This is a genomic window from Providencia sp. LY12, assembly GCF_057621555.1.
The window spans coordinates 2,453,683-2,476,947 of sequence record NZ_CM172594.1 but is presented as its reverse complement, the minus strand read 5'-3'; the positions used below and the strand labels follow the sequence as shown (position 1 = coordinate 2,476,947).

25 protein-coding genes are annotated in these 23,265 nt (G+C 48.4%); all 25 read left to right on the top strand.

From position 1 onward, the window contains the following. The 25 genes from ACY3ZI_RS11730 (at position 1) to ACY3ZI_RS11610 (ending at position 23,265) form a co-directional block, all read left to right on the top strand. Positions 1 to 573, top strand: a complete 573-nt coding sequence (locus ACY3ZI_RS11730; protein WP_487375214.1) for a DUF3486 family protein — start codon at positions 1 to 3, stop codon at positions 571 to 573. Then, positions 573 to 2,132, top strand: a complete 1,560-nt coding sequence (locus ACY3ZI_RS11725) for a terminase large subunit domain-containing protein (protein ID WP_487375213.1) — start codon at positions 573 to 575, stop codon at positions 2,130 to 2,132. Before ACY3ZI_RS11730 ends, ACY3ZI_RS11725 begins: the two co-directional genes overlap by 1 nt. Positions 2,133 to 2,146: 14 nt before the next feature. After that, entirely contained in the window at positions 2,147 to 3,718 is a 1,572-nt protein-coding gene (locus ACY3ZI_RS11720) for a DUF935 domain-containing protein (protein WP_487377528.1), read from the top strand. Beyond that, entirely contained in the window at positions 3,702 to 4,991 is a 1,290-nt protein-coding gene (locus ACY3ZI_RS11715; RefSeq protein WP_487375212.1) for a phage head morphogenesis protein, read from the top strand. Before ACY3ZI_RS11720 ends, ACY3ZI_RS11715 begins: the two co-directional genes overlap by 17 nt. Next, positions 4,988 to 5,458: a phage virion morphogenesis protein gene (locus tag ACY3ZI_RS11710; RefSeq protein ID WP_487375211.1), complete on the top strand. Its 471-nt coding sequence runs from the start codon at positions 4,988 to 4,990 to the stop codon at positions 5,456 to 5,458. Before ACY3ZI_RS11715 ends, ACY3ZI_RS11710 begins: the two co-directional genes overlap by 4 nt. Before the next feature lie 165 nt (positions 5,459 to 5,623). Next, positions 5,624 to 6,841 carry a phage protease gene (locus ACY3ZI_RS11705; protein ID WP_487375210.1) on the top strand — a complete coding sequence of 406 codons (1,218 nt, stop codon included), beginning with the start codon at positions 5,624 to 5,626 and terminating at the stop codon, positions 6,839 to 6,841. Further along, positions 6,841 to 7,764, top strand: coding sequence for a Mu-like prophage major head subunit gpT family protein (locus ACY3ZI_RS11700; RefSeq protein ID WP_487375209.1), 924 nt, complete (start codon positions 6,841 to 6,843; stop codon positions 7,762 to 7,764). Before ACY3ZI_RS11705 ends, ACY3ZI_RS11700 begins: the two co-directional genes overlap by 1 nt. A 56-nt stretch (positions 7,765 to 7,820) precedes the next feature. Further along, positions 7,821 to 8,231: an HI1506-related protein gene (locus ACY3ZI_RS11695; RefSeq protein ID WP_487375208.1), complete on the top strand. Its 411-nt coding sequence runs from the start codon at positions 7,821 to 7,823 to the stop codon at positions 8,229 to 8,231. Continuing rightward, complete coding sequence (locus tag ACY3ZI_RS11690) at positions 8,228 to 8,680, top strand: gp436 family protein (RefSeq protein ID WP_487375207.1); 453 nt, start codon at positions 8,228 to 8,230, stop codon at positions 8,678 to 8,680. The genes ACY3ZI_RS11695 and ACY3ZI_RS11690 overlap by 4 nt, the downstream gene beginning before the upstream one ends. After that, the gene (locus ACY3ZI_RS11685; RefSeq protein WP_487375206.1) at positions 8,680 to 9,222 is read left to right on the top strand and encodes a DUF1834 family protein; all 543 of its coding nucleotides are present in this window, start codon (positions 8,680 to 8,682) and stop codon (positions 9,220 to 9,222) included. The genes ACY3ZI_RS11690 and ACY3ZI_RS11685 overlap by 1 nt, the downstream gene beginning before the upstream one ends. After that, positions 9,219 to 9,392, top strand: coding sequence for a DUF2635 domain-containing protein (locus tag ACY3ZI_RS11680; protein ID WP_487375205.1), 174 nt, complete (start codon positions 9,219 to 9,221; stop codon positions 9,390 to 9,392). Before ACY3ZI_RS11685 ends, ACY3ZI_RS11680 begins: the two co-directional genes overlap by 4 nt. Further along, complete coding sequence (locus ACY3ZI_RS11675; protein ID WP_487375204.1) at positions 9,389 to 10,852, top strand: phage tail sheath subtilisin-like domain-containing protein; 1,464 nt, start codon at positions 9,389 to 9,391, stop codon at positions 10,850 to 10,852. The genes ACY3ZI_RS11680 and ACY3ZI_RS11675 overlap by 4 nt, the downstream gene beginning before the upstream one ends. Positions 10,853 to 10,864: 12 nt before the next feature. Further along, positions 10,865 to 11,224 carry a phage tail tube protein gene (locus ACY3ZI_RS11670; protein WP_487375203.1) on the top strand — a complete coding sequence of 120 codons (360 nt, stop codon included), beginning with the start codon at positions 10,865 to 10,867 and terminating at the stop codon, positions 11,222 to 11,224. Between the two features lie 2 nt (positions 11,225 to 11,226). Then, on the top strand, positions 11,227 to 11,580 hold the full coding sequence (locus tag ACY3ZI_RS11665; RefSeq protein WP_487375202.1) for a phage tail assembly protein: 354 nt from the start codon (positions 11,227 to 11,229) through the stop codon (positions 11,578 to 11,580). 1 nt (position 11,581) lies between these two features. Beyond that, complete coding sequence (locus ACY3ZI_RS11660) at positions 11,582 to 11,713, top strand: hypothetical protein (RefSeq protein ID WP_487375201.1); 132 nt, start codon at positions 11,582 to 11,584, stop codon at positions 11,711 to 11,713. Then, positions 11,713 to 13,515 (top strand): phage tail tape measure protein, encoded by a 1,803-nt coding sequence (locus ACY3ZI_RS11655; RefSeq protein WP_487375200.1) that lies wholly within the window; start codon positions 11,713 to 11,715, stop codon positions 13,513 to 13,515. Before ACY3ZI_RS11660 ends, ACY3ZI_RS11655 begins: the two co-directional genes overlap by 1 nt. Next, complete coding sequence (locus ACY3ZI_RS11650) at positions 13,515 to 14,852, top strand: DNA circularization protein (protein WP_487375199.1); 1,338 nt, start codon at positions 13,515 to 13,517, stop codon at positions 14,850 to 14,852. Before ACY3ZI_RS11655 ends, ACY3ZI_RS11650 begins: the two co-directional genes overlap by 1 nt. Beyond that, complete coding sequence (locus tag ACY3ZI_RS11645) at positions 14,845 to 15,948, top strand: phage baseplate assembly protein (protein ID WP_487375198.1); 1,104 nt, start codon at positions 14,845 to 14,847, stop codon at positions 15,946 to 15,948. The genes ACY3ZI_RS11650 and ACY3ZI_RS11645 overlap by 8 nt, the downstream gene beginning before the upstream one ends. Then, the gene (locus ACY3ZI_RS11640) at positions 15,945 to 16,487 is read left to right on the top strand and encodes a phage baseplate assembly protein V (protein ID WP_487375197.1); all 543 of its coding nucleotides are present in this window, start codon (positions 15,945 to 15,947) and stop codon (positions 16,485 to 16,487) included. Before ACY3ZI_RS11645 ends, ACY3ZI_RS11640 begins: the two co-directional genes overlap by 4 nt. Continuing rightward, positions 16,484 to 16,933: a phage GP46 family protein gene (locus ACY3ZI_RS11635; protein ID WP_487375196.1), complete on the top strand. Its 450-nt coding sequence runs from the start codon at positions 16,484 to 16,486 to the stop codon at positions 16,931 to 16,933. Before ACY3ZI_RS11640 ends, ACY3ZI_RS11635 begins: the two co-directional genes overlap by 4 nt. After that, positions 16,934 to 18,007, top strand: coding sequence for a baseplate J/gp47 family protein (locus ACY3ZI_RS11630; protein ID WP_487375195.1), 1,074 nt, complete (start codon positions 16,934 to 16,936; stop codon positions 18,005 to 18,007). Next, the gene (locus tag ACY3ZI_RS11625) at positions 17,998 to 18,579 is read left to right on the top strand and encodes a YmfQ family protein (RefSeq protein ID WP_487375194.1); all 582 of its coding nucleotides are present in this window, start codon (positions 17,998 to 18,000) and stop codon (positions 18,577 to 18,579) included. The genes ACY3ZI_RS11630 and ACY3ZI_RS11625 overlap by 10 nt, the downstream gene beginning before the upstream one ends. Before the next feature lie 7 nt (positions 18,580 to 18,586). Beyond that, positions 18,587 to 19,816, top strand: coding sequence for a hypothetical protein (locus ACY3ZI_RS11620; protein WP_487375193.1), 1,230 nt, complete (start codon positions 18,587 to 18,589; stop codon positions 19,814 to 19,816). After that, the gene (locus ACY3ZI_RS11615) at positions 19,816 to 20,514 is read left to right on the top strand and encodes a tail fiber assembly protein (RefSeq protein ID WP_487375192.1); all 699 of its coding nucleotides are present in this window, start codon (positions 19,816 to 19,818) and stop codon (positions 20,512 to 20,514) included. The genes ACY3ZI_RS11620 and ACY3ZI_RS11615 overlap by 1 nt, the downstream gene beginning before the upstream one ends. Positions 20,515 to 20,808: 294 nt before the next feature. Beyond that, complete coding sequence (locus tag ACY3ZI_RS11610) at positions 20,809 to 23,265, top strand: phage tail tape measure protein (RefSeq protein ID WP_487375191.1); 2,457 nt, start codon at positions 20,809 to 20,811, stop codon at positions 23,263 to 23,265.

Here is a 23,265-nt window from a genome sequence, read left to right as displayed (position 1 = left end):
ATGAGTGACAAAAAAACGCGGGGACGTCCGTCTAAAATAGACTTGCTTCCCGAAGGTATTCGAGACCAGCTTCACGCGCTATTGCGTGATAAGCGCCATACGCAAGAAGACATTCGCGCCGCCGTCAATGAACTCATTGATGATGCAGGCTTACCCGATGACCTGAAAATCTCCCGCACGGGGTTAAATCGTTATGCGTCCCGTATGGAAACCTTGGGTGCAAAAATTCGTGAAGGTCGCGAGATTGCTGATGTGTGGGTGTCTCGTCTGGGGTCTGCCCCGACATCAGATATCGGTAAATTGCTGCAAGAGTTTGTGAAGTCACTGGCATTTGAAACCACCATGTCTTTATCTGAAAGTGAAAAAGTGGTTGAGCCTAAAGCCTTGGCGCAGCTTGCGCTAGTTGCTGCCCGTATCGAGCAAGCCGCCATGATGAGCACCAAGCGCGAGAAGGAAATCCGCGCTGCCTTTGCGGCTGAAGCCGCGACTGAAGCTGAAAAACTGGTGAAGCAAGCCGGATTGACCCAAGAGGCGGCTGCCAATATTAAACAGTTTATTTTGGGGATCGCCTGATGATAAAAACACCGCTTACACCGTCTGCCGCCTTGGTTTTAGATACCTTTTCGCAGCCTAATTTTAATCGTAATGATGTCTTACTGGGCTATCAGAAGCGCTGGATAGCGGACGATTCTCCCCTCAAGATTGCAGAAAAGTCCCGTCGTACTGGTTTAACCTGGGCGGAAGCGGCGGATGCTGCGCTCACTGCGGCACTTTCGCGTGAAGCCGGAGGCACAAACCATTTCTATATTGGCTCAAATAAAGAAATGGCGCGTGAGTTTATCGATGCGGTGGCGATGTGGGCAAAAGCCTATGGACTCGCTGCGAATGAAGTCGGCGAGGAAGTCTTTGAAGATGAAGACAAAGATATTTTGACCTTTGTCGTCTACTTCAGCAGTGGCTTTAAGGTGCAAGCCCTATCCAGTAACCCCAAGAACTTGCGGGGGATGCAAGGTAACGTCACCATCGATGAAGCCGCGTTTCATGAAAAGCTTGCAGAAGTGCTAAAAGCTGCCTTGGCGCTGACCATGTGGGGGGCGAAAGTCCGTATTATCTCCACCCATAATGGCAATGAAAACCTGTTTAATGAGCTGATTAAGGACTCGCGAGCGGGTCGTAAACGCTATAGCGTCCATACCATTACCTTAGATGATGCCTGTAACGATGGTCTGTATCGTCGTATTTGCCAAGTGCGCCGCCAAGAGTGGACGCAAGGTAAAGAGGATGAATGGAAAGCCAATTTACTCAAAGACACCGCAACGGAAGAAGATGCGCTCGAAGAGTATTATTGCGTGCCGAAGCAAGGCTCAGGTGCCTATATTCCGCGCGTCTTGATTGACCGTGCCACCGATGAAAACTGTCTTGTGGTGCGTTTTAGTATGCCTGATGGACACATGACTTGGTCAGAAGATGAGCGTGTGAGCACGGTCGATACGTTTATTGCTGAAGACGTGACTCCCATCATTAACCAGTTTGACGCTGATACGCGCCATGCCTATGGGCAAGACTTTGCGCGCAGTGGTGACTTATCAGTCATTGGTGTGGGCACCATTGAGCAAGATACACGCCGCAGAGTCTTACTGACGATTGAGCTGCATGATGTGCCTTACAACCAACAGCGTCAAATTGCTTTAGCGGTCATTGACGCATTGCCTCGTTTAGTCGGGATTGCGGTCGATGCCACGGGGAACGGGGGCTATTTGGGCGAGGCGTTACTGCTGCGCTACGGTGAGGACATGGTGGATGCCATTCACATTACGGATAATTTTTATCGTGAGTGGTCGCCTAAGTACAAAGCGCTGTATGAATCTAATGATATTTCAATCCCCAAAGATGAAGACATCATTGCCGACCAGCGCCAAATGCAGAATATTCGCGGCGTACCCAAAATCGATAAGAATCGGCGCAAAGGTGCAGACGGTAAGAAACGCCACGGTGACAGCGCGGGTGCGTATTTGATGTTTACGCGTGCGACCTATCTTGATGGGCAAGAGATGGACTTTATTCCTCTGCCTGATAAGCACGCGGTCTCTAATGACGATGACTATCACAATTTTGATCGAGGTTGCTGGTGAGAATATTAAATCGCATGGTGAATGCCGTCGGGCAGCGGTTTTGGTTTAAAAAACACGCCCAAACGCAAGATGATGAATCACGGGTAAATCAGCTTCATCGCTATTATGGCGATCATCCTGTCAGTGGACTCACGCCCGCGCGTGCCGCCGAGATACTGCGTGATGCGGAGCGAGGTCAATTGCTCGCCCAATGCGAGCTGGCTGAGGACATGGAAGAAAAAGACCCGCACTTACAGTCTGAATTGGGTAAGCGTCGCCGCGCCCTTCAGTCGCTGGATTGGAAAATCAAGCCGCCCAAAAATGCCAGCCGCGAAGAAAAGCACGACGCCGAGCTGCTCACCGAAATTCTCGACGATGCAGATTGGTTGCCAGATTGTATCTTTGATGCCACCGACGCCATTTTAAAAGGCTTTAGCTGCCAAGAGATTGAATGGGAAGAAGTGGAAGGTTTGATCATCCCACGTTCGGTAGAGTGGCGCGACCCCGCATGGTTCCAAACGCCGATTGATGAGCGCAACGAATTGCGCTTACGCGATGGCTCCGCTCACGGTCTTGAGCTTCAGCCGTTTGGGTGGGTGCAGCATGTGGCTAAATCTAAATCGGGGTATCTGGCACGGACGGGATTAATCCGTACGTTAGTCTGGCCGTTCATCTTTAAAAACTATTCTGTGCGCGATTTAGCGGAGTTTTTGGAAATTTACGGCTTGCCCATCCGAGTGGGGCAATACCCTGCTGGGGCTACCGATAAAGAGAAAGAAACGCTGATGCGAGCGGTGATGTCGATTGGTCACAATGCAGGCGGCATTATTCCCCGTTCAATGCTCATTGATTTTAAAAATGCGGCAGATGGCACGGCTGACCCGTTTCTTGCGATGATGAACTGGGCGGAGCTGAGTATGTCTAAAGCCATTCTCGGCGGTACGCTCACCAGTCAAGCTGACGGTGCAACCAGTACCAATGCACTGGGTAACGTCCACAATGAAGTGCGTTTTGAGGTGCGAGACAGCGACGCGACCCAGCTTGCCGCCACCTTAACCCGTGATTTGGTTTTTCCACTGTACGCGCTTAACTGTCAGTCCTTTGATAATCAGCGCCGCAAGCCTGTCTTTGAATTTGATTTATCGGAGCCGGAAGATATAACCACGTATGCAACCGCCTTGCCGCAACTGGTGAATATGGGGATGAAAATCCCTGCACAGTGGGCGCATGATAAATTGCAAATTCCCGTGGCTGCCGACGATGAAGAGGTGCTCAAGCCTGCAACACCCGTGACACCGGATTTTTCAACGGCGCTACTGAGTGCCCGTCCGTTATCCGATAAGCCATTGGTGGCGTTAGCCTCGCAGGTTGAGCCGGACTCCGTGCAATCGATGGTGGAAACCGTTAGCCCGCAGGCGTGGCAATCCACTGTTGATCCACTCCTCATCCCACTCATTCAAGCGATTGAGTCTGACGGGTTTGCTGCCGCCCAGCAATTGGCTGATGAACTGTATGCGGAGATGGACGACACACAATTGACGGATATGCTGCATCGCGCCATGTTTGTGGCAGAGTTATGGGGACGCCTCAATGCCACAACCCGTTAATTTAGGCTATGCCGCCACGCTAGAGCCATCACTTGCAGTCGATTACTTTCGCGCTAAAGGCTATGAAATCACATGGAACTGGCAAGAAGCCAATGCCGCAACTCATGCCAAAGCCTTTACCGTGGCGAAAGCGGCGCGTCTCGATATTTTAGAGACTATCTACGCGGAAACTGAACGCGCGAAGAGTCAAGGTATCACGGAGCGCGAGTTTAAGCAGACCCTTACGCCTCGTCTGCAAGAGCAAGGATGGTGGGGAAAGCAAGTGATTGTGGACAGTGATGGTGGCGCGGAAATGGTGCAAATGGGCAGTCCTTCAAGGCTGTCCACCATTTATCGCACTAACGTTGCCACCGCCTATCAGGCGGGTCGTTATCAACAACAACTTGCCAGTGTCGAAACGCACCCTTACTGGCAATACATTGCTATCCTCGATGGACGCACCCGTAAAAGTCATGCTGCCATGCACGGGCGTGTTTTTCGTTACGATGATCCTATCTGGGACAAGCTCTATCCGCCGAATGATTGGGGGTGCCGTTGCCGCGTTCGCGCCTTAACCGAGGCACAAGTGAAGCGCATGGGCTTAACGGTTGAATCCAGTACCGGAGCCTTGCAGTCCCAGCAAGTGGATTCAGGCGTGGATAAGCGCACAGGGGAAGTCTACGAAGCAGAAACCACCACCTTTAGCCGTGGTGGGCAATCCATGACGACGGGCGCGGGTTGGTCAAATAATGTCGGGCAAGCCGCGATGGGGGCAGATGTGGCGATGGCGCAAAAATTGGTTGAGATGCAAAATCGCGCGTTACGCCAACAAGTGATCCAGTCAATGAATAATGCCCCAGCCCGTCAGGCGGCATTTGCTCAGTGGGCAGGTGAAACCCTCACTCAACAGAACGCGCCGCAGACGACCCAATCGCTGGGCTTTGTGAGTGATACCGTTGCGGTCGCCATCGAAAAACAATCGGGTCAAGCCGTTCCTCGTATTGTGACTGCCGATAATCAGACGTTGCAATCGGGTTTAACGCTGATGGAGTACCAAACGTTACCACAATTACTTGGGCAACCCGCTGCGGTGTTGTTAGATACGGAGCGACAACAATTGGTGTACGTGGGTGCCACAGGGCGTGAGCTGGGTCGAACCGTCATGAGATTACCGCTTGGCACCCAAAAATCGGCGTTAATCAGTCAGGCAGTTCAGGCGGAGTCTATGCCGTTATCGACGTTACAGGCAGGACTGGCAAGCGGACGTTATACCCTACTGGAAGGTAAACTATGAAGCTTGAGACAAAGATAGACGTTACCCCGATTCAAAATGCCTTTAAACGACTTCAGAAGCTTGGACAAGATACCACGCCGATTACGCGTGGGATTGCTGCCGTGCTTGCCAGTGAAAGTGAGGATGCCTTTGCCAGTGAAACTGACCCGACCACGGGAAAAAAATGGTCACCGTTAAGTGCGCGTTATCAAGAGAAATTAGAGAAAAGTGGCCGCGATGGGTTAATGTTACAGCGCTCACAAGGCGGGTTGGCCATGTCATTGATGCCCTATTATGACGCCACGAGCGCCGCCATTGGCACCAATAAAGCCTATGCTGCCTTGCATCAATGGGGTGGTTTGCCCACGATGCCCGTCGCCCCTGCGTCTGTGTCTGCACGTCCTTACATGGGGCTATCACCGCAGGGGATTGCCGATATTGTGGATATCATTCGCCAGAAGCACGAGGAAGCCTCAAGGCAGCGTTAACGCCCGTTATATCATGCTCACCCCGTTTAAACGTGTGATAGCGTTTTTAAACGGGTTTTAAACGCGGTATAGTGTCCTTTCTTAACTCGCTTTTCATTTGCCCTCCCAGTAAGGTGTGATTTACCACAAACCCGCCTTGTTTTGTTCCTCCGCCACAATGGCGGCATGAAAACCCGAAAAAACACCTCACCCAAACGCGTTGCCATTTTAAGTGCCGCGATAACACACAGCCAAGATGGCTGGTATCAACTGCTGCCTGCGGGGCATTTTAACGCCCGTGATGGTCGTCCCGATGATGTGCCGGGCGGTCAATGGTTTATTGATGCCACCATTGCTGCACAGTTTATCGAAGCCACCGCCGCTATCGGTCAACCCGTGCTGTTTGACTATAACCATGTGACCTTAAAACAAGATGAAGATCCAACCGCCTGCGCAGAAGCCAAAGCCGCAGCATGGTTACGTGACCCGCGTGCCGATATGCAGTGGCGAGACGGCGACGGATTGTATGTGCGCTTGTCTCTGACTCCCGCAGCACAAGCGGCGGTGGATAATGGCGAATGGGCGTATTTGTCGGCAGTTTTCCCCTATGACGAAGTCGGTCATCCGTTGTATTTGCGGATGGGCGCTCTCACCAATGACCCGGGTTTAACCGGAATGAAATCGATAGCGGCATTAAGTGCGCGACTCGATACCTTAATTTCTCTTCCATCCCCTACTGAGGACGTTCTTATGAATGAAACTCTCCTTCAGCTCCTTGAGAAGCTGGGCATTACGTTGCCTGAAGACACCAGCGAGCTGACTGAAGACGCATTACGCGAGCTGCTGGGTCAAGCGCTTGTGGCGATTGAGACCTTGTTAGCCTCTGCCCAAGTGGCATTAGACACGCAAGAAGTGATTGATACCACGCAAGATGTGGATGTGCTTGCCAGTGATATCACGGACATTGTGGATGACAACAGCGCAGAGCTGGCTGAAGTGGAACAAATCCTCGAAGAAGCCGCATTAGCCGGTGTTGACTTGACGCAATTTGTTCCTGCTAAAGCGTACAACCTGCTCGCACGCTCGGCGGCGGTATTAAATGCCCAAGCCAAAACGGGCGGCGCTGAAAACATTATTGCAACGGCACGTCGTTCCGGTCGAGTGGTCGCAGCAGAAGTCCCTTATTTACGCACGTTAGCGCGTACTCGCGGGATTGCCGCCCTCAATGCGGCAATTAAAGGTAGAACAGGGATTGCCGCGGTTACTCGTCGTCAAACGACCACCTTGACTAAGCCTGCTGCTCGTCTCGCTGTTTTGTCTGCCTCAGATAAAGAGGCTGCACGTTTACAGGGCTTGACAGATGTAGAGTTTTTGAAACGTAAAAAACTGGGAGCTAAAAAATAATGGCAATCATCACCCCTCAATTAATTCAATCTCTTTTTACAGGCTGGAATGGCGACTTCCAAAATGGTCTTACAGATGCCCCGAGTCAATATGAAAAAATTGCAATGAAGGTTGCCAGTACCACCAAATCAAATACTTACGGCTGGTTAGGGAAATTTCCTAACATGCGTGAGTGGATTGGTGATCGTGTGCTTAATGACATGGCATCACATGGCTATCAACTGGTTAACCGTCCCTTTGAAAGCACAGTCAGTGTTGACCGTGATGATATTGACGATGACAACCTTGGGATTTACTCACCGCTATTTACAGAAATGGGTCGAGCTGCGGGTGTCCAGCCGGATGAAATGTGTTTTGGGGCATTAACCAAGGGATTTAATACCTTGTGTTATGACAAGCAAAACTTTTTTGATACTGACCACCCTGTTTATTCCACCGTTGATGGGACTGGTGCCGCGAAACACGTTAGCAACATCCTGATAGATGATGCCTATCAAGGTGAACCGTGGTTCGTGATGGATTGCTCTCGTGCTGTTTTACCTATCATTTTCCAAGAACGTAAAGCTGCAGAGCTGGTCGCGATGGATAAAGTCGATGATGAGCAAGTCTTTATGCGCAAACAGCTTCGCTACGGGGTCGATACACGCTGTGAGGTCGGTTATTCCTTCTGGCAGTTAGCGTATGCAGGTCAAGCTTCGCTAAATAAATCCAACCTTTGGAAAGCAATTAAAGCCATGCGTGCTTTTAAATCAGATGGCGGTCGTCCATTAGGCATTAAACCAACATGCCTCGTGGTTCCGCCATCACTCGAAGAAGAAGCGACAATCTTATTAGAGCGTGAACTGACCACCGATGGTGAAAGTGGCACGGTCTCCAACGAAATGAAAGGTCGCTTAGAGCTGATTGTTGGCGACTACCTGTAACCATTAAACGGGGGTTAACCCCCGTTTAAATCGAGTTTAACCGGAGTTGAAATGCTATGTCTGATAAAGAAAGTGCTAGCAAACTTACCGAGATGGTGGGCGTCCATGTGGTCAATACCGCACATGAAGGCTACCGTCGCGCGGGTTTTGTTTTACATCAAGGCGAAAACACCTTACCGCCCGTTACAGCCGCCGTGCTCGAAGCGCTCGAAGCTGACCCACGTCTCACTGTTATGGTTATCGCGTCAAATCCTGATAGTGACCCACCGCGGGGGCTGGGCGATCCGATTGCACCAGCAGCGATAGTGACTGACGAGCCGACTTTATCGGTTGGTGAGGTGACTGTGGTTGTTGATGGTGATGCCGTGACGGATAAGCCAGCAAGTGAAGTGACGGCTACCGAAGAAGTTAAAGCGCCTCAAGAGCCAGTACCTGAAGCCACAAGTAAAGGAAAAGGTAAAAAATGAGTTACGCCACCCTGAATGATATGTATGCCCGGTACAGCCGCACGACGCTGAATATTCTGGCGGATAAAAAAATTGAAGATATTCGCCAATTATCCCCCGAAGAATTGGATGTTGAGCGCCAGCGTATATTGCAGATTGCGCTGGATGATGCCGCCGCCGCGATTGATGGTTATATCGATGGGCGTGCCACATTACCACTCAAAACTGTACCGACAGTGCTCGTCAGGGTGGCCTGTATTTTAGCGCGTTTTTCACTTGAGGAAGGCAAAGCCACCGATAAAGCAACCAAAGACCAAGAAGATGTTATCCGCTTTTTGGAGAAAGTCTCTTCAGGTGATATCAGTCTGGGATTGAGTCCCGAGGCTGAGCGTCCAACGGGTGGTGATGTCGCTCTGATGGAAAGCGCGGGCAGTGTTTGGTCACGCGGCAAATCAAAAGGGTTTATCTAATGGCGATCACGTCGGATATTTCGGACAAATTGCTTGAAGGCATTGATGGTCTTTTTGGTAACACGCTTCGCGCACTAGATACTCATCCGGGGAATTGGAGCGACAGCGCTGTGTCATTAATTGTCAATACTGCTCCCGCGGTTTATGTGGCATGGCTAGGCAACCGTCCGGGGGCAATTCGCCATACCGCTATTTCCAGTTGGGGGATTTTTGTCAGTGCTGAAGTGCTGGATGGTCGTCAGACCCATGTTCCCGGTATTTATGAGATTGTTGAGCGTCTTATCGGCTGGCTGAACAATCGTCGCATTGAACCTGCGGGGAACTTTACGTTAACGCAAGCCAGTAATCTATGGAGCGATATTCAAAGTAGTGGTGGCGTAGCCGTGTATGGGCTGTATTTTGAGGCACCACAACCGCTGCCTGACCCTGTGGAGATGAGCGAGTTAGATGACTTTGCTACCCATTACCAAGTTTGGGCTGAACCGGACGGCACGCCAGAGCAAGAAGCCCTTATTCATTTACCGATACAGGAAAAACCATGACCACGTTACACATTAAACCCGTGACAGGGCTAACGGTTCGTGACCCTGACACGTATCAACCGTTAGCAGATAAAGGCGAAGTCAAGCCGCGTAATGCATTTTGGCTGCGTCGTTTGAAAGACGGTGATGTTGTGCTTGTTAACACGCCCTCGAAAGGAGCTAAGGCATGATTTCTTTTAATGAGATCCCTTCCAATATTCGTGTTCCTCTGTGCTATATCGAGTTTGATAACTCAGCGGCAGTCACGGGAACACCGCCAACGTTGCATAAAACGTTGTTACTGGGTATTCGAGCCTCAACAGGTCAAGTGCCCGCGGGTGAGCCATTTCGTATCACGTCAAACAATGCGGCTGAGGCGGCGTTTGGTCGAGGCTCCATGCTTGCCGAAATGGCGATCAGCTTTATTAAAGCGAATGCCTTTGCGGATTTATGGGCATTAGCCGTGGATGATGATCCTGATGGCGTACATGCTGAAGGTGAAATTGCACCTGTGGGCACCGTTGCCCAGACCGGACAAATTGCGCTGATGATTGCCGGGACGTCAGTCCGTGTCACCGTTAAAGCTGGTGATACCGCTGAGGTCATGGCAAAGAAAATCAGTGATGCAATCAATGCCAATGACCGATTGCCTGTTAGTGCCAAAGTGAGTGAGCAAGTGGTCAAGCTCACCGCGAAATGGTCGGGTGAAACGGGAAATGATATTGATGTCCGACTCAATTATTACACGGGTGAATTACTGCCGTTAGGTATCGATGTCACCATTACCCCGATGGGCAAAGCGACGGGCAACCCGGATTTAGCCAATGCCATTACCGCGTTCGGTGATACGTGGTGGAACCACATGGTTAACCCGTTCACTGATACGTTAAACCTGAACCTCATGCGTGATGAACTCAAAGAACGCTGGGGCGCACTCAAAATGATTGATGGCATTTGTTGGATGGCAAAACGCGGCACGCTCGCTCAAACCTCTAGCTTTGGTCTCAGTCGTAATGATTACCTGTTTTCGACAATGCCAACGGGATTGTCTCCACATCCCCCGTACCTTTGGGCATCCACCGTCGCGGCTGTGGCAGTTGGGTCACTCAGTATCGACCCCGCACGTCCATTACAAACGCTCCAGTTACCGGGCATTTTACCGCCGTCTATTGGCGACCGCTGGCAACTTAATGAGCGTAACTTGCTGCTTTATGATGGGATTTCAACCTTTAACGTCGATACGGGCGGCAATGTGCAGATTGAGCGCATGATCACCATGTACCGTGAAAACGCTTTTGGTGACCCAGACCCGAGTTATCTCGATGTGGAAACCATTGCGACATTGTCGTACCTGCGTTATGCGACCCGCGTGCGTATCACTCAGAAATTCCCACGTCATAAGCTCGCAGAGGATGGTATTCGCGTCAGTGCAGGTCAAGCGATTGTGACCCCATCCATCATTAAAGCTGAGCTACTGGCGCTCTTTACGGAGCAAGAGTTTGCGGGGCTGGTTGAGGACTTTGACACCTTCAAGGAAACCTTGATTGTGGAACGCGATAAGAATGATCGCAATCGCGTCAATGTTCGCAGTAACCCTGATTTGGTCAATCAGTTCCGTACTTACGCTCACGCTATTCAATTTATTTTGTAAGGATAACGACTTATGGCTAGCCCTTATCAATATACCGGAATCGCCTTTATCCGCATGAATGGGAAGGAAATCCCCACGCTTGAGGGGGCGGTACTGACCCCGGGCGGCAAAATTCGAACCCCTGTAGTGGGTTCCCGCGTCTACGGTTTTCAGGAAGCCCCAAAAGAAGCGGCACTTTCTTGCACTATCCCGCAAGGTTCCGGTGTGAAGCTGTTTGACATTAAAAATGCGGTGGATGTCACTATCTCGTTTGAATGTGATACCGGCGAAAAATTCTTGCTGGCAAACGCATGGAGTGATGGACAAAGCACACTCTCGGGCAAAGGTGAGATAGTCGCCAATTTTAACGCAGTGGAATGTAAGGAGATCTAATCATGCAATTTACCCTAAAACACGGATTACCGTATGGCGACGGTGACGATGAAGAGCTTCAGTTTGATGTCGAGCTGCGTGAGCTAACCGCGGGTGATTTGATTGATGCTGAAGCTGCCAGTGAGCGCGTCGTGATGACCAATAAAGGGGCGGCATTGGTGTCGAGTCCTTCTCGTATGGGGTATGAGCTTATTCGCCGTGCGATTGTGCGCATCGGTAAAATTAACGGTCCATTGCCCTTTGAGATGCTGAAGACGCTCAATCAAGACGATTTAGAGCTGATTTCTAATTACTTTGGTGGGCATCAGGACGCGGCAATGAACACGGTTGTGGGCGTGACCGATAAGGGGCGATAGTTTGCAGTGCGTTCGAGCCATCGAGCGTACTGCATTATTTGTTGGGATTAAGCTACAAAGTGGTGCGTCGTGGGCAATGACGTTGCCACTTTCTAAATTGCGGTTGTATAAATCTTGGGTGGAGGCGCGATAATGGCAACTCAAAATAAGACACAATTTGTGGTTGATTTGGTGGGTAACGTCACCAGTCGCGCCCGCCAGTTTGGAGCCAGTATCAGCCGTTTCGGGGCGGAAGGTAGCCGCTCCATGAAACTGTTTACCAGCAGCATTAATGGGGCAAATGGCATACTGGATAAGTTTGACAATAAGTTAGTCGGGTTCGTGACAGGTGGCGGCTTGGCGATGGCAGGCAAAAAAGTTGCCGACCATCAACAAGTCATGACCAAATTGGGTACGCAATACAATTTAACCGCTGACCAAGTGGGCGAACTGGATAAACGTATCGCACAAACGGCAGCAACCTACCGCCTCAGCAGTAGCGATTTAACGAATGCCACCAATGCGTTTTTAACCCAAACGAATGACTTTGATGCCGCGATAAGCCAGCTTGATAATATTGCCAAAACCATTGGCGGGATTGGCGTTGAAGCCACGACCGCGGGGGCTAAGTTGGGGGATATGTTCAATGTGGGCTATAACTCCCCCGAAAAAATGAGTAAATGGCTCGATGGAATTGCGACCGCAACTAAGTTTGGTACGGGCGACATTACCCAGCAATTTAACGCATTGCCGAGTATGGGGAAAAATACCGCATGGAAAAGCCAGCAAGATCAAATGCAAATGCTGGCTATCATGCGTATTGCAAACAAAGAGTTTGATGACCCTGCACAAGCTGAAGCGGCTGCAAAAGGTTTATTTGATGTTGCTACTAATAAAGAAAAACAAAAAGCCTTACGTCAAAAAGGGGGTATCTCCGTTAAGGATAAGTCCGGTAAATTTAAGTCTCCTGCGGATTTAGTGAGCGAAATCAACACGGCAGCGTATAACAAAGAAAACAACCTCAATCAGGTCTTTGAGGGTGATACGCTCAAATTGATGATGGCGTTTACCGACCCCAAAAATAAAACCCTGCTAAAAGAGCAATCGAACCCGCTGAATATTCAAGATGGCTTGATGGATGAAAAAGCCACCCAAAATGTGCAAACCCTGAACGCGGCGATCATCTCGTTAACCAACGCAGGTGAGCGTTTTGCTCAGCTAAAGCTGGCTAAGCCCATTCAAGACTTAGCTGATGCCATCAATGACCTTTCCCCTGAAGAACTGGATAAGTATGCCGAACGCATCGAAAAAGTGGCCATAGGTATCGGTGCAGTGATTGCAGCTCGTTACGCCTACCGAGGGGGTAAAAAAGTTTTCGACTTCGCGCAGAGCTTTAAAAAAGATGGCGGCGCTGGCAGCAAAGATGGTGGCATCCCCGGATTAGGCGGTGATAGTGGCGTTGTTGATGTCTATGTCACTAACTGGAATGAGCAAGGTAGTGTCAGTAGCAACACAAACTCCGGTAATGATCTTATCGATTTTGGTAAAAACATTTTTGCAAAAGGGATAAATGCTGCTCTATCTATGACTGAGTTTTTAGACTCTGAAGATGCAAATGCCAACTTACAGAAATTAAGAGACGAGCAGAAAGCTAAATATCCACATGCCGATTTAGATTCGTTTATTCCCGCGCCAATCAGTAACTGGATGAATAAACCCGACGATCTTTCCTCACCACCAAACCTATTTGGTGATTGGTCGTCTTCCTCTGCCACGTTAGTTGGTGAACTGATTAAGGCACTACCGGAAGCCCCAGAACCCGCCAAACCTGCCGACGGGAAAATTACGGTCGTCGTGGAGTCGTCTGAAGGGTTAACCGTGAGAACAAAGTCCGTGCAATCTGAGAATGTTGATTTACGGGTGAATACGGGCTACAGCGGGGGGAATACGTACTAATGGAATTTGAACAAGTGATGTCGTTGTTTAACGATAATTCATGGCGTAGCCGGGTCAATCCGGGTAAAGGTTCGTTTCGTGGCGTCCCGTTCTTTATCATGGACGATGCCACGGTCAGTGGCGGGCGTCGTGTTGTGCGCCATGAGTACCCAATGCGTGATGATGGTGAGACCGAAGATATGGGGCTGTCTACGCGAGAATATGCGTTCACGGCCATTGTATTTGGTGACGATTACCTTGACCAAAAAGACGCGCTTATTGAGGCGTTAGAAGCCAATGAGCCGGGGGAAATTGACCACCCGTATTACGGTAAAAAGCACATCCAAATTGAAACTTATACCGTGCGTGAGTCATGCTATACGGGCGGTGTGGCACTGTTCTCAGTCACCTTTGTATTAGCCACTGAGAATACCTCGCCCGTTATCGCCTCAGAATCTTCGCTTAACAGTGACGCCCTAACCGATAGCACGCTGGCTGATATTGCCGGGCACTGGTCATCGTTCACGGACACGTTGAGTCATGCTGTGGAGCGCATGAGTGCCCTTGAAAATACGGTCAATACCATTGTAAATGGCATTCGTAGCCTGCCCGCAGGTTCAGGCATGAACCAGTTACTGGGCGCAGCGTTAGGATTAAAAGGCTCCCTGAAGAACCTAATTTATGTACCGGGTGAACTGTTTGGCTCTATCAGTGATTTAATTTCTGGGATGGTTGACGTAGCGCCTGCCGATTCAGCCAATCGCGCGTTACGTAAGACCTCAAGCGCTCTTGAGTCACAATTCACGTCGAATATTCCTGCGGTCGCAGAGTTTCAGCAAGTCATCAATACCACGACAGACATTTTCTTGACCCGTGAGTTAGTGGGATTGTCGCTGGATGCCGCCAGTGCCACGGCACGTGAGCAGCAATTAGCTTCCCAATTAACCCCCGCGGCTAACCTGCAAGGTGGCGCGCTCACGCTCACACCTGCATTACAGACCGACGCTGAGCGTGAAGTCATCCCTTTGATTGAAACTATCGGTGATGTGCGTCAAACCAGTGACGAACTGGAAGAGTCGCTTACTGAGTTAATCGTCCATACGGGAGATTTAGGTTGGTTTAATACTTCAGCTCAACTGCGTGATTTTCGCTTAGTGTTCTTGCAGCAAATGCAAACCACGGCAACACGTTTACCTTCAGCTCGCAGCGTGACGCTTGTTGATACCGAACCCGCATTAGTCACGCTTTATCGTGAAACTCAGAGCGTGGCGCAGATTGACCGTTTCATCCGTCGTAATGGCATTCGTCATCCTGCGTTTGTTACAGGCTCACTGTCCGTTGAGGTGATTGATGGCTAACACGATTGAACTCAAATTAGGCAACACAATTTATTCTGGTTGGAAAAAGCTCGATGTCACTCGTAGCTTAGAAGACATGTCCGGTCAGTTTAGTCTGGGTATCACCGTCAAAAATGATGACTCGCCCCTCGTCCTCAAACCCGGTCAAGCGTGCCAATTAGCGATGAACGGTCAGCCTGTCGTGACAGGTTACGTTGATACGGTCGAGGTCAGTATCGGCAGCGATGAACGTACCATTACGTTATCAGGGCGTGATAAAACCGGGGATTTAGTTGATTGCGCCGCCATTCACGGTAAGGGGCAATGGCGCAATGTGAACCTTGAAAGCATTGCCAAAGACCTGTGTCAACCGTTTGGCGTTAGCGTTCGCTGGCAAGTGACCGATGCAGCGGCGGCAACCGCATTTCGTCAGTGGCAAATTGAGCCGGGCGAAACCGTATTTGATAACTTATCTCGTGCTGCACGTCATCGTGGGGTACTGATGACCAGTAATGCCGCGGGCGAATTGGTGTTTACCCGTGCCAGTACGCAAACGGTGGCAACTTTGATCCTCGGTAAAAGTGAACGCCAAGGCGTCAAAATCCTCAGCTTAGACACTACGCTTTCGTGGCAAGAGCGCTTTAGTGTTTATCGCGTTAAGGGGGCTTCTGCCGCAGGTGGACGCTGGGGCGAAACACAAACACCCGTGCAATCCACTGCCATTTACATGGACGCTAAAGACCCTGAAATCAGTCGCTATCGCCCAACGATTGTGATTGCCGATGACAACATGACCAAAGCTAAAGGCACTGCCCGCGCTGCATGGGAGCAAAAACGCGCGATGGCGCATGGTATTAAAGCCAATGCGACTGTGCGCGGGTGGTTTCAAGCTTCAGGGCAGTTATGGCAGACCAATAACCTCGTGCAGCTCCATGCCGTACCCGCAGGTTTTGTGGATGAGCAGCTCTTGATTGTGTCTGTCAATTTCTTACTGGATAACGATGGCGGTACGGCCACACGGTTGGAATTGATGCCCCATGAAGGCTTCACTGAGCCTGCTGACCCTGAAAAGTCCGAAATCAAAGGTAAGCATTCCGATATCAGGTGGAAGCCATGATTGCTCAATTCAATAAATTTACGGCCAGTATTTCACGCCGCATCCGCTTATTGGTGTCACGCGGCGTGGTGAACTTTGTCAATGATTCCCTGAAGCAACAAAATCTTCAGGTGTCATTACTGGCAGATGAAACCGCTGATGATGTCGAGCGTTTTCAGAACTACGGTCACACCAGCGTTCCCCCTGCGGGCAGTGAAGCCATTGTGTTATCGGTGGGTGGCGTTCGCCAGCATTTAGTCGCCATTGCCGTGGATAGTCGTGGCGTGCGGTTGGGCAATCTTGAAAGTGGCGACAGTGCACTGTATCACCTTGAAGGTCATAAGATTTTACTGACCAAAGACGGTGTGATCCGAATTGAGTGCAAAAAGCTTGAAGTAGTTGCGGAAGAATCTGTGTTTGATTGTCCACAAACCCAGTTTCTAGGTGACGTCGAGATAATGGGGATTAGTAAAGCGCAAGACCATAAGTCAGGCGATAAGAGCGGTAAAGACCACATTCACGAAGAGCATGACGGGTACAATACGGGCAAACCGAAATGAATGCAATCAATGATATTCAATTACAGTGGCAGCTTGATGGCGCAGACATCGTGCTGAAAAATGCCGATATTGCACTGGATGACTCGCTTGGAACGGCGGTCATTGTTTCGTTATTTACTGACCGTCGCGCACTGGACTCAGATGTGTTGCCATCCGGTACAGGCACCGATAAACGCGGTTGGTGGGGTGATAGCTTTAATGAGCGTCCGATTGGATCACGTTTGTGGTTATTAGGACGAGAAAAGCAGCTCTCGACCGTGTTGCACCGAGCGAAAAGCTATGCGGAAGAAGCCTTAGCATGGTTGCTCGATGAGAAGTTGGTCAAGACCCTCACCGTTACCGCGTCTGTGCCTGAAGATAGTTGGTTATTGCTCTCTATTTCCTTAACGTTGCCCGATGGTAGCGTGTTGCCGATGCCTTTTAAAACACGATTAAACGGGGTTTAAATGCCATATCAAGCACCGACACTGTCCACATTGATTGCACGTAATCAGGCTGATATTGAAAGTCGATTACCGAGCACGTATGCCCGTGCCCCGTTTAGTGTCACTAAAGCGATTGCCTATGCAAACGCCGGAAATGCCGCAGGCTTACATGACCACTTAAACTGGACTAGCCGCCAAATCTTCGCCCATCTCGCGGATGAAGATAAATTACTGGAGCATTGCGGCTTTTGGGGCGTTTGGCGCAAACCTGCGACCCTTGCAGAAGGTGCGCTCACGGTAAATGCCACCGCATCGGCATTTATCCCCCAAGGTACACGCTGGCAACGCCCTGATGGTGAGGTTTTTGAAGCGATTGAGAATACTTCGCTAACCACGGGGAGCAATACCGTGGCAGTCAAAGCGCTCATTGAGGGGCGCAATAGCAACACCGTCGCGGGTGTCCCTTTTTCGTTGATTTCTCCCGTAATTAATGTCCAGCCAGACGCCATAAGCCAAGTTATCAGTGGCGGCGCAGAGCTGGAACCCATTGATTCACTGCGAAATCGCTTGTTATTTCGTGTTCAATATCCACCTTCAGGGGGCAATCAATATGATTATGTACGTTGGGCGCTTGAGGTTCCCGGTGTTACGCGAGCGTGGTGCATTCCACGTTATCGAGGTCATGGCTCCGTGGGGGTCATGTTTGTGCTGGATGAAGAGCCGGATATTTTCCCCAAAGAAAGCGACCTCGTGCGCGTAAAAGACTACTTAACGGGACATGTTAACCCTGTCACTAATCAGGTCGAGGGGAAAACGACAGGCGCAGAGCTGATTATGATCACCCCCACGGCGAAAACGGTCACGTTCTCCGTGCGCGTATCCCCCAATACTGAAGACGTACGCCAAGCGGTAAAGGCGAATTTAAAACGCTATCTAGACAGCTTGCCACCGGGAGGATTGGCGTATTTATCTGAGTTGCGGGCGGCGATTTCGAATGCACCGGGTGAAATCGATAATACGTTATACAGCCCGACGGCGGATATCCAAGCCACTGAAAATGAAATCTTTGTATTAGGTAATATCCAATGGCGATGACTCCGCAGCACTTTCAGCGTTCGGGGTTGCAATTACTCCCAACGGGTCGCGCATGGACAAGAAACCCCGAGAGTGACTTGGGGCGTTTGATGTTGGCAACAGGTGAAGAGTTAGCAAGGGTTGATGATGTTAATGATGTTTTACTCAATGAGATGTTTGCTGATCGCGCCTTTATGCTACTGGATGATTGGGAAGAGTTTGTCGGTTTACCCGATTGCAGTATTGATAAAGATTCATCGATTGATGCCCGACGACGTGCCGTTAAATCAAAAGTTGTGATGACTGGAAGCCTGTGCAATCAATTTTATGAGCGTTTAGCCGCAGAGCGTGGTTATAACATCCGAATGGTTGAGCACTACCCACATCATTGCCTGCGTGATTGCACTTATCCTCTTTATCCCGAGATAAACTGGTTTCGGGTTTATGTGCATGTTTTTGATAGAACAACTCAATTTGCCACTGTGCTCGATAATTGCCAGCAGCGGCTACGCATCGCCGATGCAGGGGATTTGGAATGCTTACTTGAGCGCTATACCCCCGCTGAGACTGAATTTATTTTTATTTATGAGTGAGGTTTAAATGTACGGACTCGATAATCAGAGCGGTGTCAATGCTATGCCCGCTCTGGCGCCAGTAAAAAGCCCTACGCCCCTTTGGTTCACTGAGGGCGGTTCAGGTTTAGCACCGTCTTACCCCGGTCAAGATTGGTTCAACATGGTTCAGGCTGAAATGCTGGGTGTGTTAAGTAAAGGCAGCATAAAACCGGAAAAAGGTAAGCTTAATCAGTTAACTGAAGCTATTAGTGCCATTATTGCGAGTTATAGCTACTCCAAAACAGAAATTAATCTCAAATTTCAGCCTGCTGGTAATTATGCGCCAGCAGGTGACTATGCAACCAATACAGCATTAAACTACGGGCTTAATGAAAAGCTTGATAAGAAAGGCGGTATAGCCACAGGTGCCATTTCAGTAAAATCATCAAACGAAGCCATATCAATACAGTGTACGAATGAAGAAATTGCCTTTTATTCGATAAAAAACTCGGATGGCAGTCGCGCCGCATACTTTGGCTACGGCAGTCCCGCCTCGCCGAGCACGCTTCAAATTATCAATAGCCGTAGTAATACAAACGTGACCATTGATGGCGGGCGAATCACTGTCAATGGTAAAGAGTTGATGGCTGTGGGTGCCTATGGCTTCGGCGGACGAGGTGCCTCGCTATCAACTGCTAATGATACTGAGTTACTTTCACTACTGAGAAATGTCGATACACCTTCTCAAATACTGAGTTCGAGAGAAATTGCTAGCCAGCATTTCCCTGGTAACTATTCAGCATCGCTTTATGCTAGGGGGAATGACTCATTCACTTTGTTAGCTGCGAGTTGTTTTTCTGATGATGTTATTGTTACTGCGGGTAACAATACAGGAACGCGATTAAAAGTCCTGAAATTACTGACAAGTCAGAATTTAGCGCAGGAATTGGGCAGTAGTTCTACTGTTGCTATCAGTCAGAAAGCAGTGTCTGAATCACTGTTTGGGCGAGGTAAATATATTGATGTGACGTCACAACGAAGCTCAGGTGTTACTTATACAAATACAACGAAAACACCGAGATTTATCTCGGTAATCTTCACTGGAAATGTAATGAACCCGCAGATTAATTTTGTTGTGGATGGTGTGCAGGCGGCTTTCTCTTACAACTCATCGGGAGAGGCAAAAACGGGTGGTGTGTGCATAATCCCTGCGGGTTCAACTTATTCATTCACAGCGAATGCGAATGCGAGTGTTAAAGTGATGGAGTTAAACTAATGATACATTTTAAAAATAAAGATAATGCCGTATTTGCATATACTAAGTCAGATTTAGCTCAAGTTGAGAGAGCGAGTGAGCTTGAAAAGTTGATTCTAGACATGGAACCAACATATAGCACTTTAGCTGAGAGCTTACAAAAAGCATCGATTGAATTACAAGAAGTATTAAATCAGCGTGATGATGCTCGTGAGAAACGCGAAGCTATCACGCTTAATGTAACGGATGATATTGAAAGTCTTAAAGAATCCATTACCAAACTTGATGAAGAAATTACTCAATTAGATTTAATTGTTATCGATAAACAAGAGCAACAAAGCCGTGCTCAGATTGCATTCAATAAAGCACAAGATGAATTAGAGCCTTTAAAAATTGAATACTCTGAAATTCCCCTCGTTTTTTTTGATATCAGAGAGCATCTGAATGTATTGAAGAAAATGACGAATAAAGAGGTTGAAGCATACATAAACCCGCCAATATCTAAAGAACAAAATATCGCAGAAGCAGAAATGAAGAAGCAGCAATTTGCTGAAGAAGCTGAAAAAAACATCACTATTTTAGAGCGAAAAGTACGCTTAGGCATGGCGACAGATGAAGAAAAAGATTTATTGACCGCATGGGAAATTTATAGCGTCAAAAATGCAGATGTTGATACATCTAAAGCGCCCGATATTGACTGGCCTGAAAAGCCGCAATAGTTCACGTAATTTGATAAAAACTCATGGCTAAAAGCGTTTCTCATTTTCAGTGAAGCGCTTTTTCATTTCACGCGGCGCGCTTCATCGGTAGCGACCAGTAGTTTAATTGGTGGTTTTATTCCTGCACTGGAACGCTCATTAGAGAACGTCAACAGTGTCAAATTTTCTTTAACAGAACAGCAGCGAGTCGCACAAGAAGCCGCGAGAGAGGCTATTAATTTATCTCGCGCTCAAATCGAAGGGGCTCAAGCGGATAGAAAAAGCGCCCAAGAAAAAATCAATCTTGCAGCAAAGATGCGTGACGAAGCCATTGCCCGCAGAGAGCAAGCTTTTGCGCTCGATGAGTATTTAGAGCGACAAGTTGAAGTGAACAAGCAGCATGGTATTTCAGTCAGCTACGCGGAGGATCATGCTAAAAACGCACGCATTATCAGTGAGGCAAACATTGCCGAAGCCGATGCCAAGAAGCGAATGCAGAGCGCGTCTAATGCCATTATTTTAGCTGATAAAAGCGAGCTTGATGGTAAGAAAAATCTAGCAGCTGCTACAGTTCAATTATCCGATGCCAGCAAAGAACTAACCTTCTCACAGCGTGCAGCGGCGAATAGTGCCAGTTTGTTTAAAAGTGCATGGGGCATGATGGGTGGCGCTGTCGGTATTGGCATTATGGCGTCAGCGGGCGCTTTTACTTATTTATACTCTCAATATCAGCAAGCCGAAGAGCGCCAAAAAGCCTTCAATGCAGCCTTGCAAAAAGGCGGGTTAGGGCTTGTAACAACCGCCTATGATCTGCGAAATCTAGCGAATGAACTAGGTGGAACCGCAGAGGCTTACAAGTCTGTCACCGCTGCTGCTAGCGCGGGTTTTTCTGGTGATTTGCTTCACCAAGTTTCAGAGCTTGGTGTTCAGATGGAAAAGTCTGGTGGTAGCGTTGATTTGCTTATTAGTAAATTGGTTTCTATAGGTGAACAGCCATTAACTGGAATAAAAAAACTAATTGATGAAGGCGTTGTTGTCGAATCAGATATTGTTCAGCGCATCGCGCTACTTGAAAGGGAAGGAAAAACAAGAGAGGCTTCCGAATTAGCTCAAATATCGACACTGCAAGCTAAGGTAAAAGCGGAAAATACGCAAAGTGAAGTGCTAAAAGCACAAAAAAATGAGGTTGAATTTCTTAGGCGTAGCTATCAAGGACTATATGAGGTAACTAACGGTAGTAATTATGTAAAAATAAATACACAAGTGAATAATGCATTCTTAGAGGAAACAATAAAACTAAAAAAAGAACAGGCGCAAATACAAGAAAAGCAATTATTAGAGCAAAAAGAAGCTGCATATAAACAACTTGAGATAACTACAAATTTTAATGCAGCATTTAAAGCAGGAACAGATCAGCAAAAGGAACGCTCTGAAAGGCAAAAGCAATTCAAAGAGATGTTGGATAAGGGCACTATTTCCGCAAATGAATATCAACAAGCCATAAAAGGGCTGGATAAGTTATTTACTGCCCCAAAGAAAACAGGTAGCAACCCTGTTGTTGATGAAGGAAAGCAGCGTATAGAGCAGCTTTTGCAGCAAGGAGCAGCACTACGAGCTCAGTTGGAAGAGACTGAAGGTCTTACTGCATCAGAGCGTAAGCTTGCTTCCTTTGAACAGGAATTAATTGGATTACAAGGGCAGCACTTAAACGCTAGACAAAAAAGCATCCAATCACATCATATCGAGATCCGTACACAGTTACTAAAAAATGCTGAGTTAGAAAAAGAAATTAAGTTTAAGGAGTTACGAAAAAAATTCGATGACCAAAATTTTGAGGTTATGCAGAAAACGTCAAAAATCAGTCAGGATGCAACAAATCAAATTTTGCAAATGACGATGAGTCAAAATGCTTATGATTTAATGCTTGAAGAGCAGCGTATTCAAGATGACTTTAGGCAAAGACGCTATCAGTTGGACAAGGAAGTTTCAGATAAAAAATCTCAACTCTATGCTGACCAAACGGCATTTTTACTTCAAGAAGAACAAAAGCAATTAGAAATTGTTCGTCAATCGTCGAAAGATAAATCTAGAGATCAGAGGGATGCTTACAAAGGAATGGCTAGAGGCGTACAGGATTTTGGCAATACAGCTGAAAACGTTTATGACCAAATGCGATCTATTAGTAATTCAGCCCTCAGTGACATGTCAGGTATGCTGGCTAACTTCGTAGCGACAGGGAAATTAAACTTTGCCGATTTTGCCCAATCAGTTGTGACTGAAATCACTAAGATGATCTTCCAGATGATGATTTTCAATGCTCTAAAAGCAGGTTTTACTGGTACCGCTTTTGGTGATGCAATGGGACTAAAAGCCACACCAAATGCCAAAGGTAATACTTATGAGTCTCCTGGGTTAAGTGCCCATCGTAATAGTATTGTGAAATCTCCAACATTATTTCCTTTTGCTAAGGGTGGCGTTCCTGGGATGGGGTTAATGGGGGAGGCTGGACCAGAGGCAATTATGCCATTAACTCGCGGAAGGGATGGTTCGCTAGGCGTTAGGGTTCTAGGGTTGGAGCAAGCACAATCAGCCGCGCCAAGTATCATTATTCATCAAACATTCCACGTTACTGGCAATGGTGATCAGGCTCTTTATGATGCAATGCAGGAAGCTGCAAAGATGGGGGCAAAGCAAGGTTCAGATGACGCTTTAGCTAAAATACAGCGTGATTTTATGACGAGAGGAAAAATCCGAGGATCCCTTGAGAGGTAA

What these genes read in the sequence shown, in the direction of transcription:
- ACY3ZI_RS11730 (WP_487375214.1), top strand. Translation starts at nt 1, where the DNA reads ATGAGTGACAAAAAAACGCGGGGACGTCCGTCTAAAATAGACTTGCTT.
- ACY3ZI_RS11725 (WP_487375213.1), top strand. Translation starts at nt 573, where the DNA reads ATGATAAAAACACCGCTTACACCGTCTGCCGCCTTGGTTTTAGATACC.
- ACY3ZI_RS11720 (WP_487377528.1), top strand. Translation starts at nt 2,147, where the DNA reads ATGGTGAATGCCGTCGGGCAGCGGTTTTGGTTTAAAAAACACGCCCAA.
- ACY3ZI_RS11715 (WP_487375212.1), top strand. Translation starts at nt 3,702, where the DNA reads ATGCCACAACCCGTTAATTTAGGCTATGCCGCCACGCTAGAGCCATCA.
- ACY3ZI_RS11710 (WP_487375211.1), top strand. Translation starts at nt 4,988, where the DNA reads ATGAAGCTTGAGACAAAGATAGACGTTACCCCGATTCAAAATGCCTTT.
- ACY3ZI_RS11705 (WP_487375210.1), top strand. Translation starts at nt 5,624, where the DNA reads ATGAAAACCCGAAAAAACACCTCACCCAAACGCGTTGCCATTTTAAGT.
- ACY3ZI_RS11700 (WP_487375209.1), top strand. Translation starts at nt 6,841, where the DNA reads ATGGCAATCATCACCCCTCAATTAATTCAATCTCTTTTTACAGGCTGG.
- ACY3ZI_RS11695 (WP_487375208.1), top strand. Translation starts at nt 7,821, where the DNA reads ATGTCTGATAAAGAAAGTGCTAGCAAACTTACCGAGATGGTGGGCGTC.
- ACY3ZI_RS11690 (WP_487375207.1), top strand. Translation starts at nt 8,228, where the DNA reads ATGAGTTACGCCACCCTGAATGATATGTATGCCCGGTACAGCCGCACG.
- ACY3ZI_RS11685 (WP_487375206.1), top strand. Translation starts at nt 8,680, where the DNA reads ATGGCGATCACGTCGGATATTTCGGACAAATTGCTTGAAGGCATTGAT.
- ACY3ZI_RS11680 (WP_487375205.1), top strand. Translation starts at nt 9,219, where the DNA reads ATGACCACGTTACACATTAAACCCGTGACAGGGCTAACGGTTCGTGAC.
- ACY3ZI_RS11675 (WP_487375204.1), top strand. Translation starts at nt 9,389, where the DNA reads ATGATTTCTTTTAATGAGATCCCTTCCAATATTCGTGTTCCTCTGTGC.
- ACY3ZI_RS11670 (WP_487375203.1), top strand. Translation starts at nt 10,865, where the DNA reads ATGGCTAGCCCTTATCAATATACCGGAATCGCCTTTATCCGCATGAAT.
- ACY3ZI_RS11665 (WP_487375202.1), top strand. Translation starts at nt 11,227, where the DNA reads ATGCAATTTACCCTAAAACACGGATTACCGTATGGCGACGGTGACGAT.
- ACY3ZI_RS11655 (WP_487375200.1), top strand. Translation starts at nt 11,713, where the DNA reads ATGGCAACTCAAAATAAGACACAATTTGTGGTTGATTTGGTGGGTAAC.
- ACY3ZI_RS11650 (WP_487375199.1), top strand. Translation starts at nt 13,515, where the DNA reads ATGGAATTTGAACAAGTGATGTCGTTGTTTAACGATAATTCATGGCGT.
- ACY3ZI_RS11645 (WP_487375198.1), top strand. Translation starts at nt 14,845, where the DNA reads ATGGCTAACACGATTGAACTCAAATTAGGCAACACAATTTATTCTGGT.
- ACY3ZI_RS11640 (WP_487375197.1), top strand. Translation starts at nt 15,945, where the DNA reads ATGATTGCTCAATTCAATAAATTTACGGCCAGTATTTCACGCCGCATC.
- ACY3ZI_RS11635 (WP_487375196.1), top strand. Translation starts at nt 16,484, where the DNA reads ATGAATGCAATCAATGATATTCAATTACAGTGGCAGCTTGATGGCGCA.
- ACY3ZI_RS11630 (WP_487375195.1), top strand. Translation starts at nt 16,934, where the DNA reads ATGCCATATCAAGCACCGACACTGTCCACATTGATTGCACGTAATCAG.
- ACY3ZI_RS11625 (WP_487375194.1), top strand. Translation starts at nt 17,998, where the DNA reads ATGGCGATGACTCCGCAGCACTTTCAGCGTTCGGGGTTGCAATTACTC.
- ACY3ZI_RS11620 (WP_487375193.1), top strand. Translation starts at nt 18,587, where the DNA reads ATGTACGGACTCGATAATCAGAGCGGTGTCAATGCTATGCCCGCTCTG.
- ACY3ZI_RS11615 (WP_487375192.1), top strand. Translation starts at nt 19,816, where the DNA reads ATGATACATTTTAAAAATAAAGATAATGCCGTATTTGCATATACTAAG.
- ACY3ZI_RS11610 (WP_487375191.1), top strand. Translation starts at nt 20,809, where the DNA reads ATGCGTGACGAAGCCATTGCCCGCAGAGAGCAAGCTTTTGCGCTCGAT.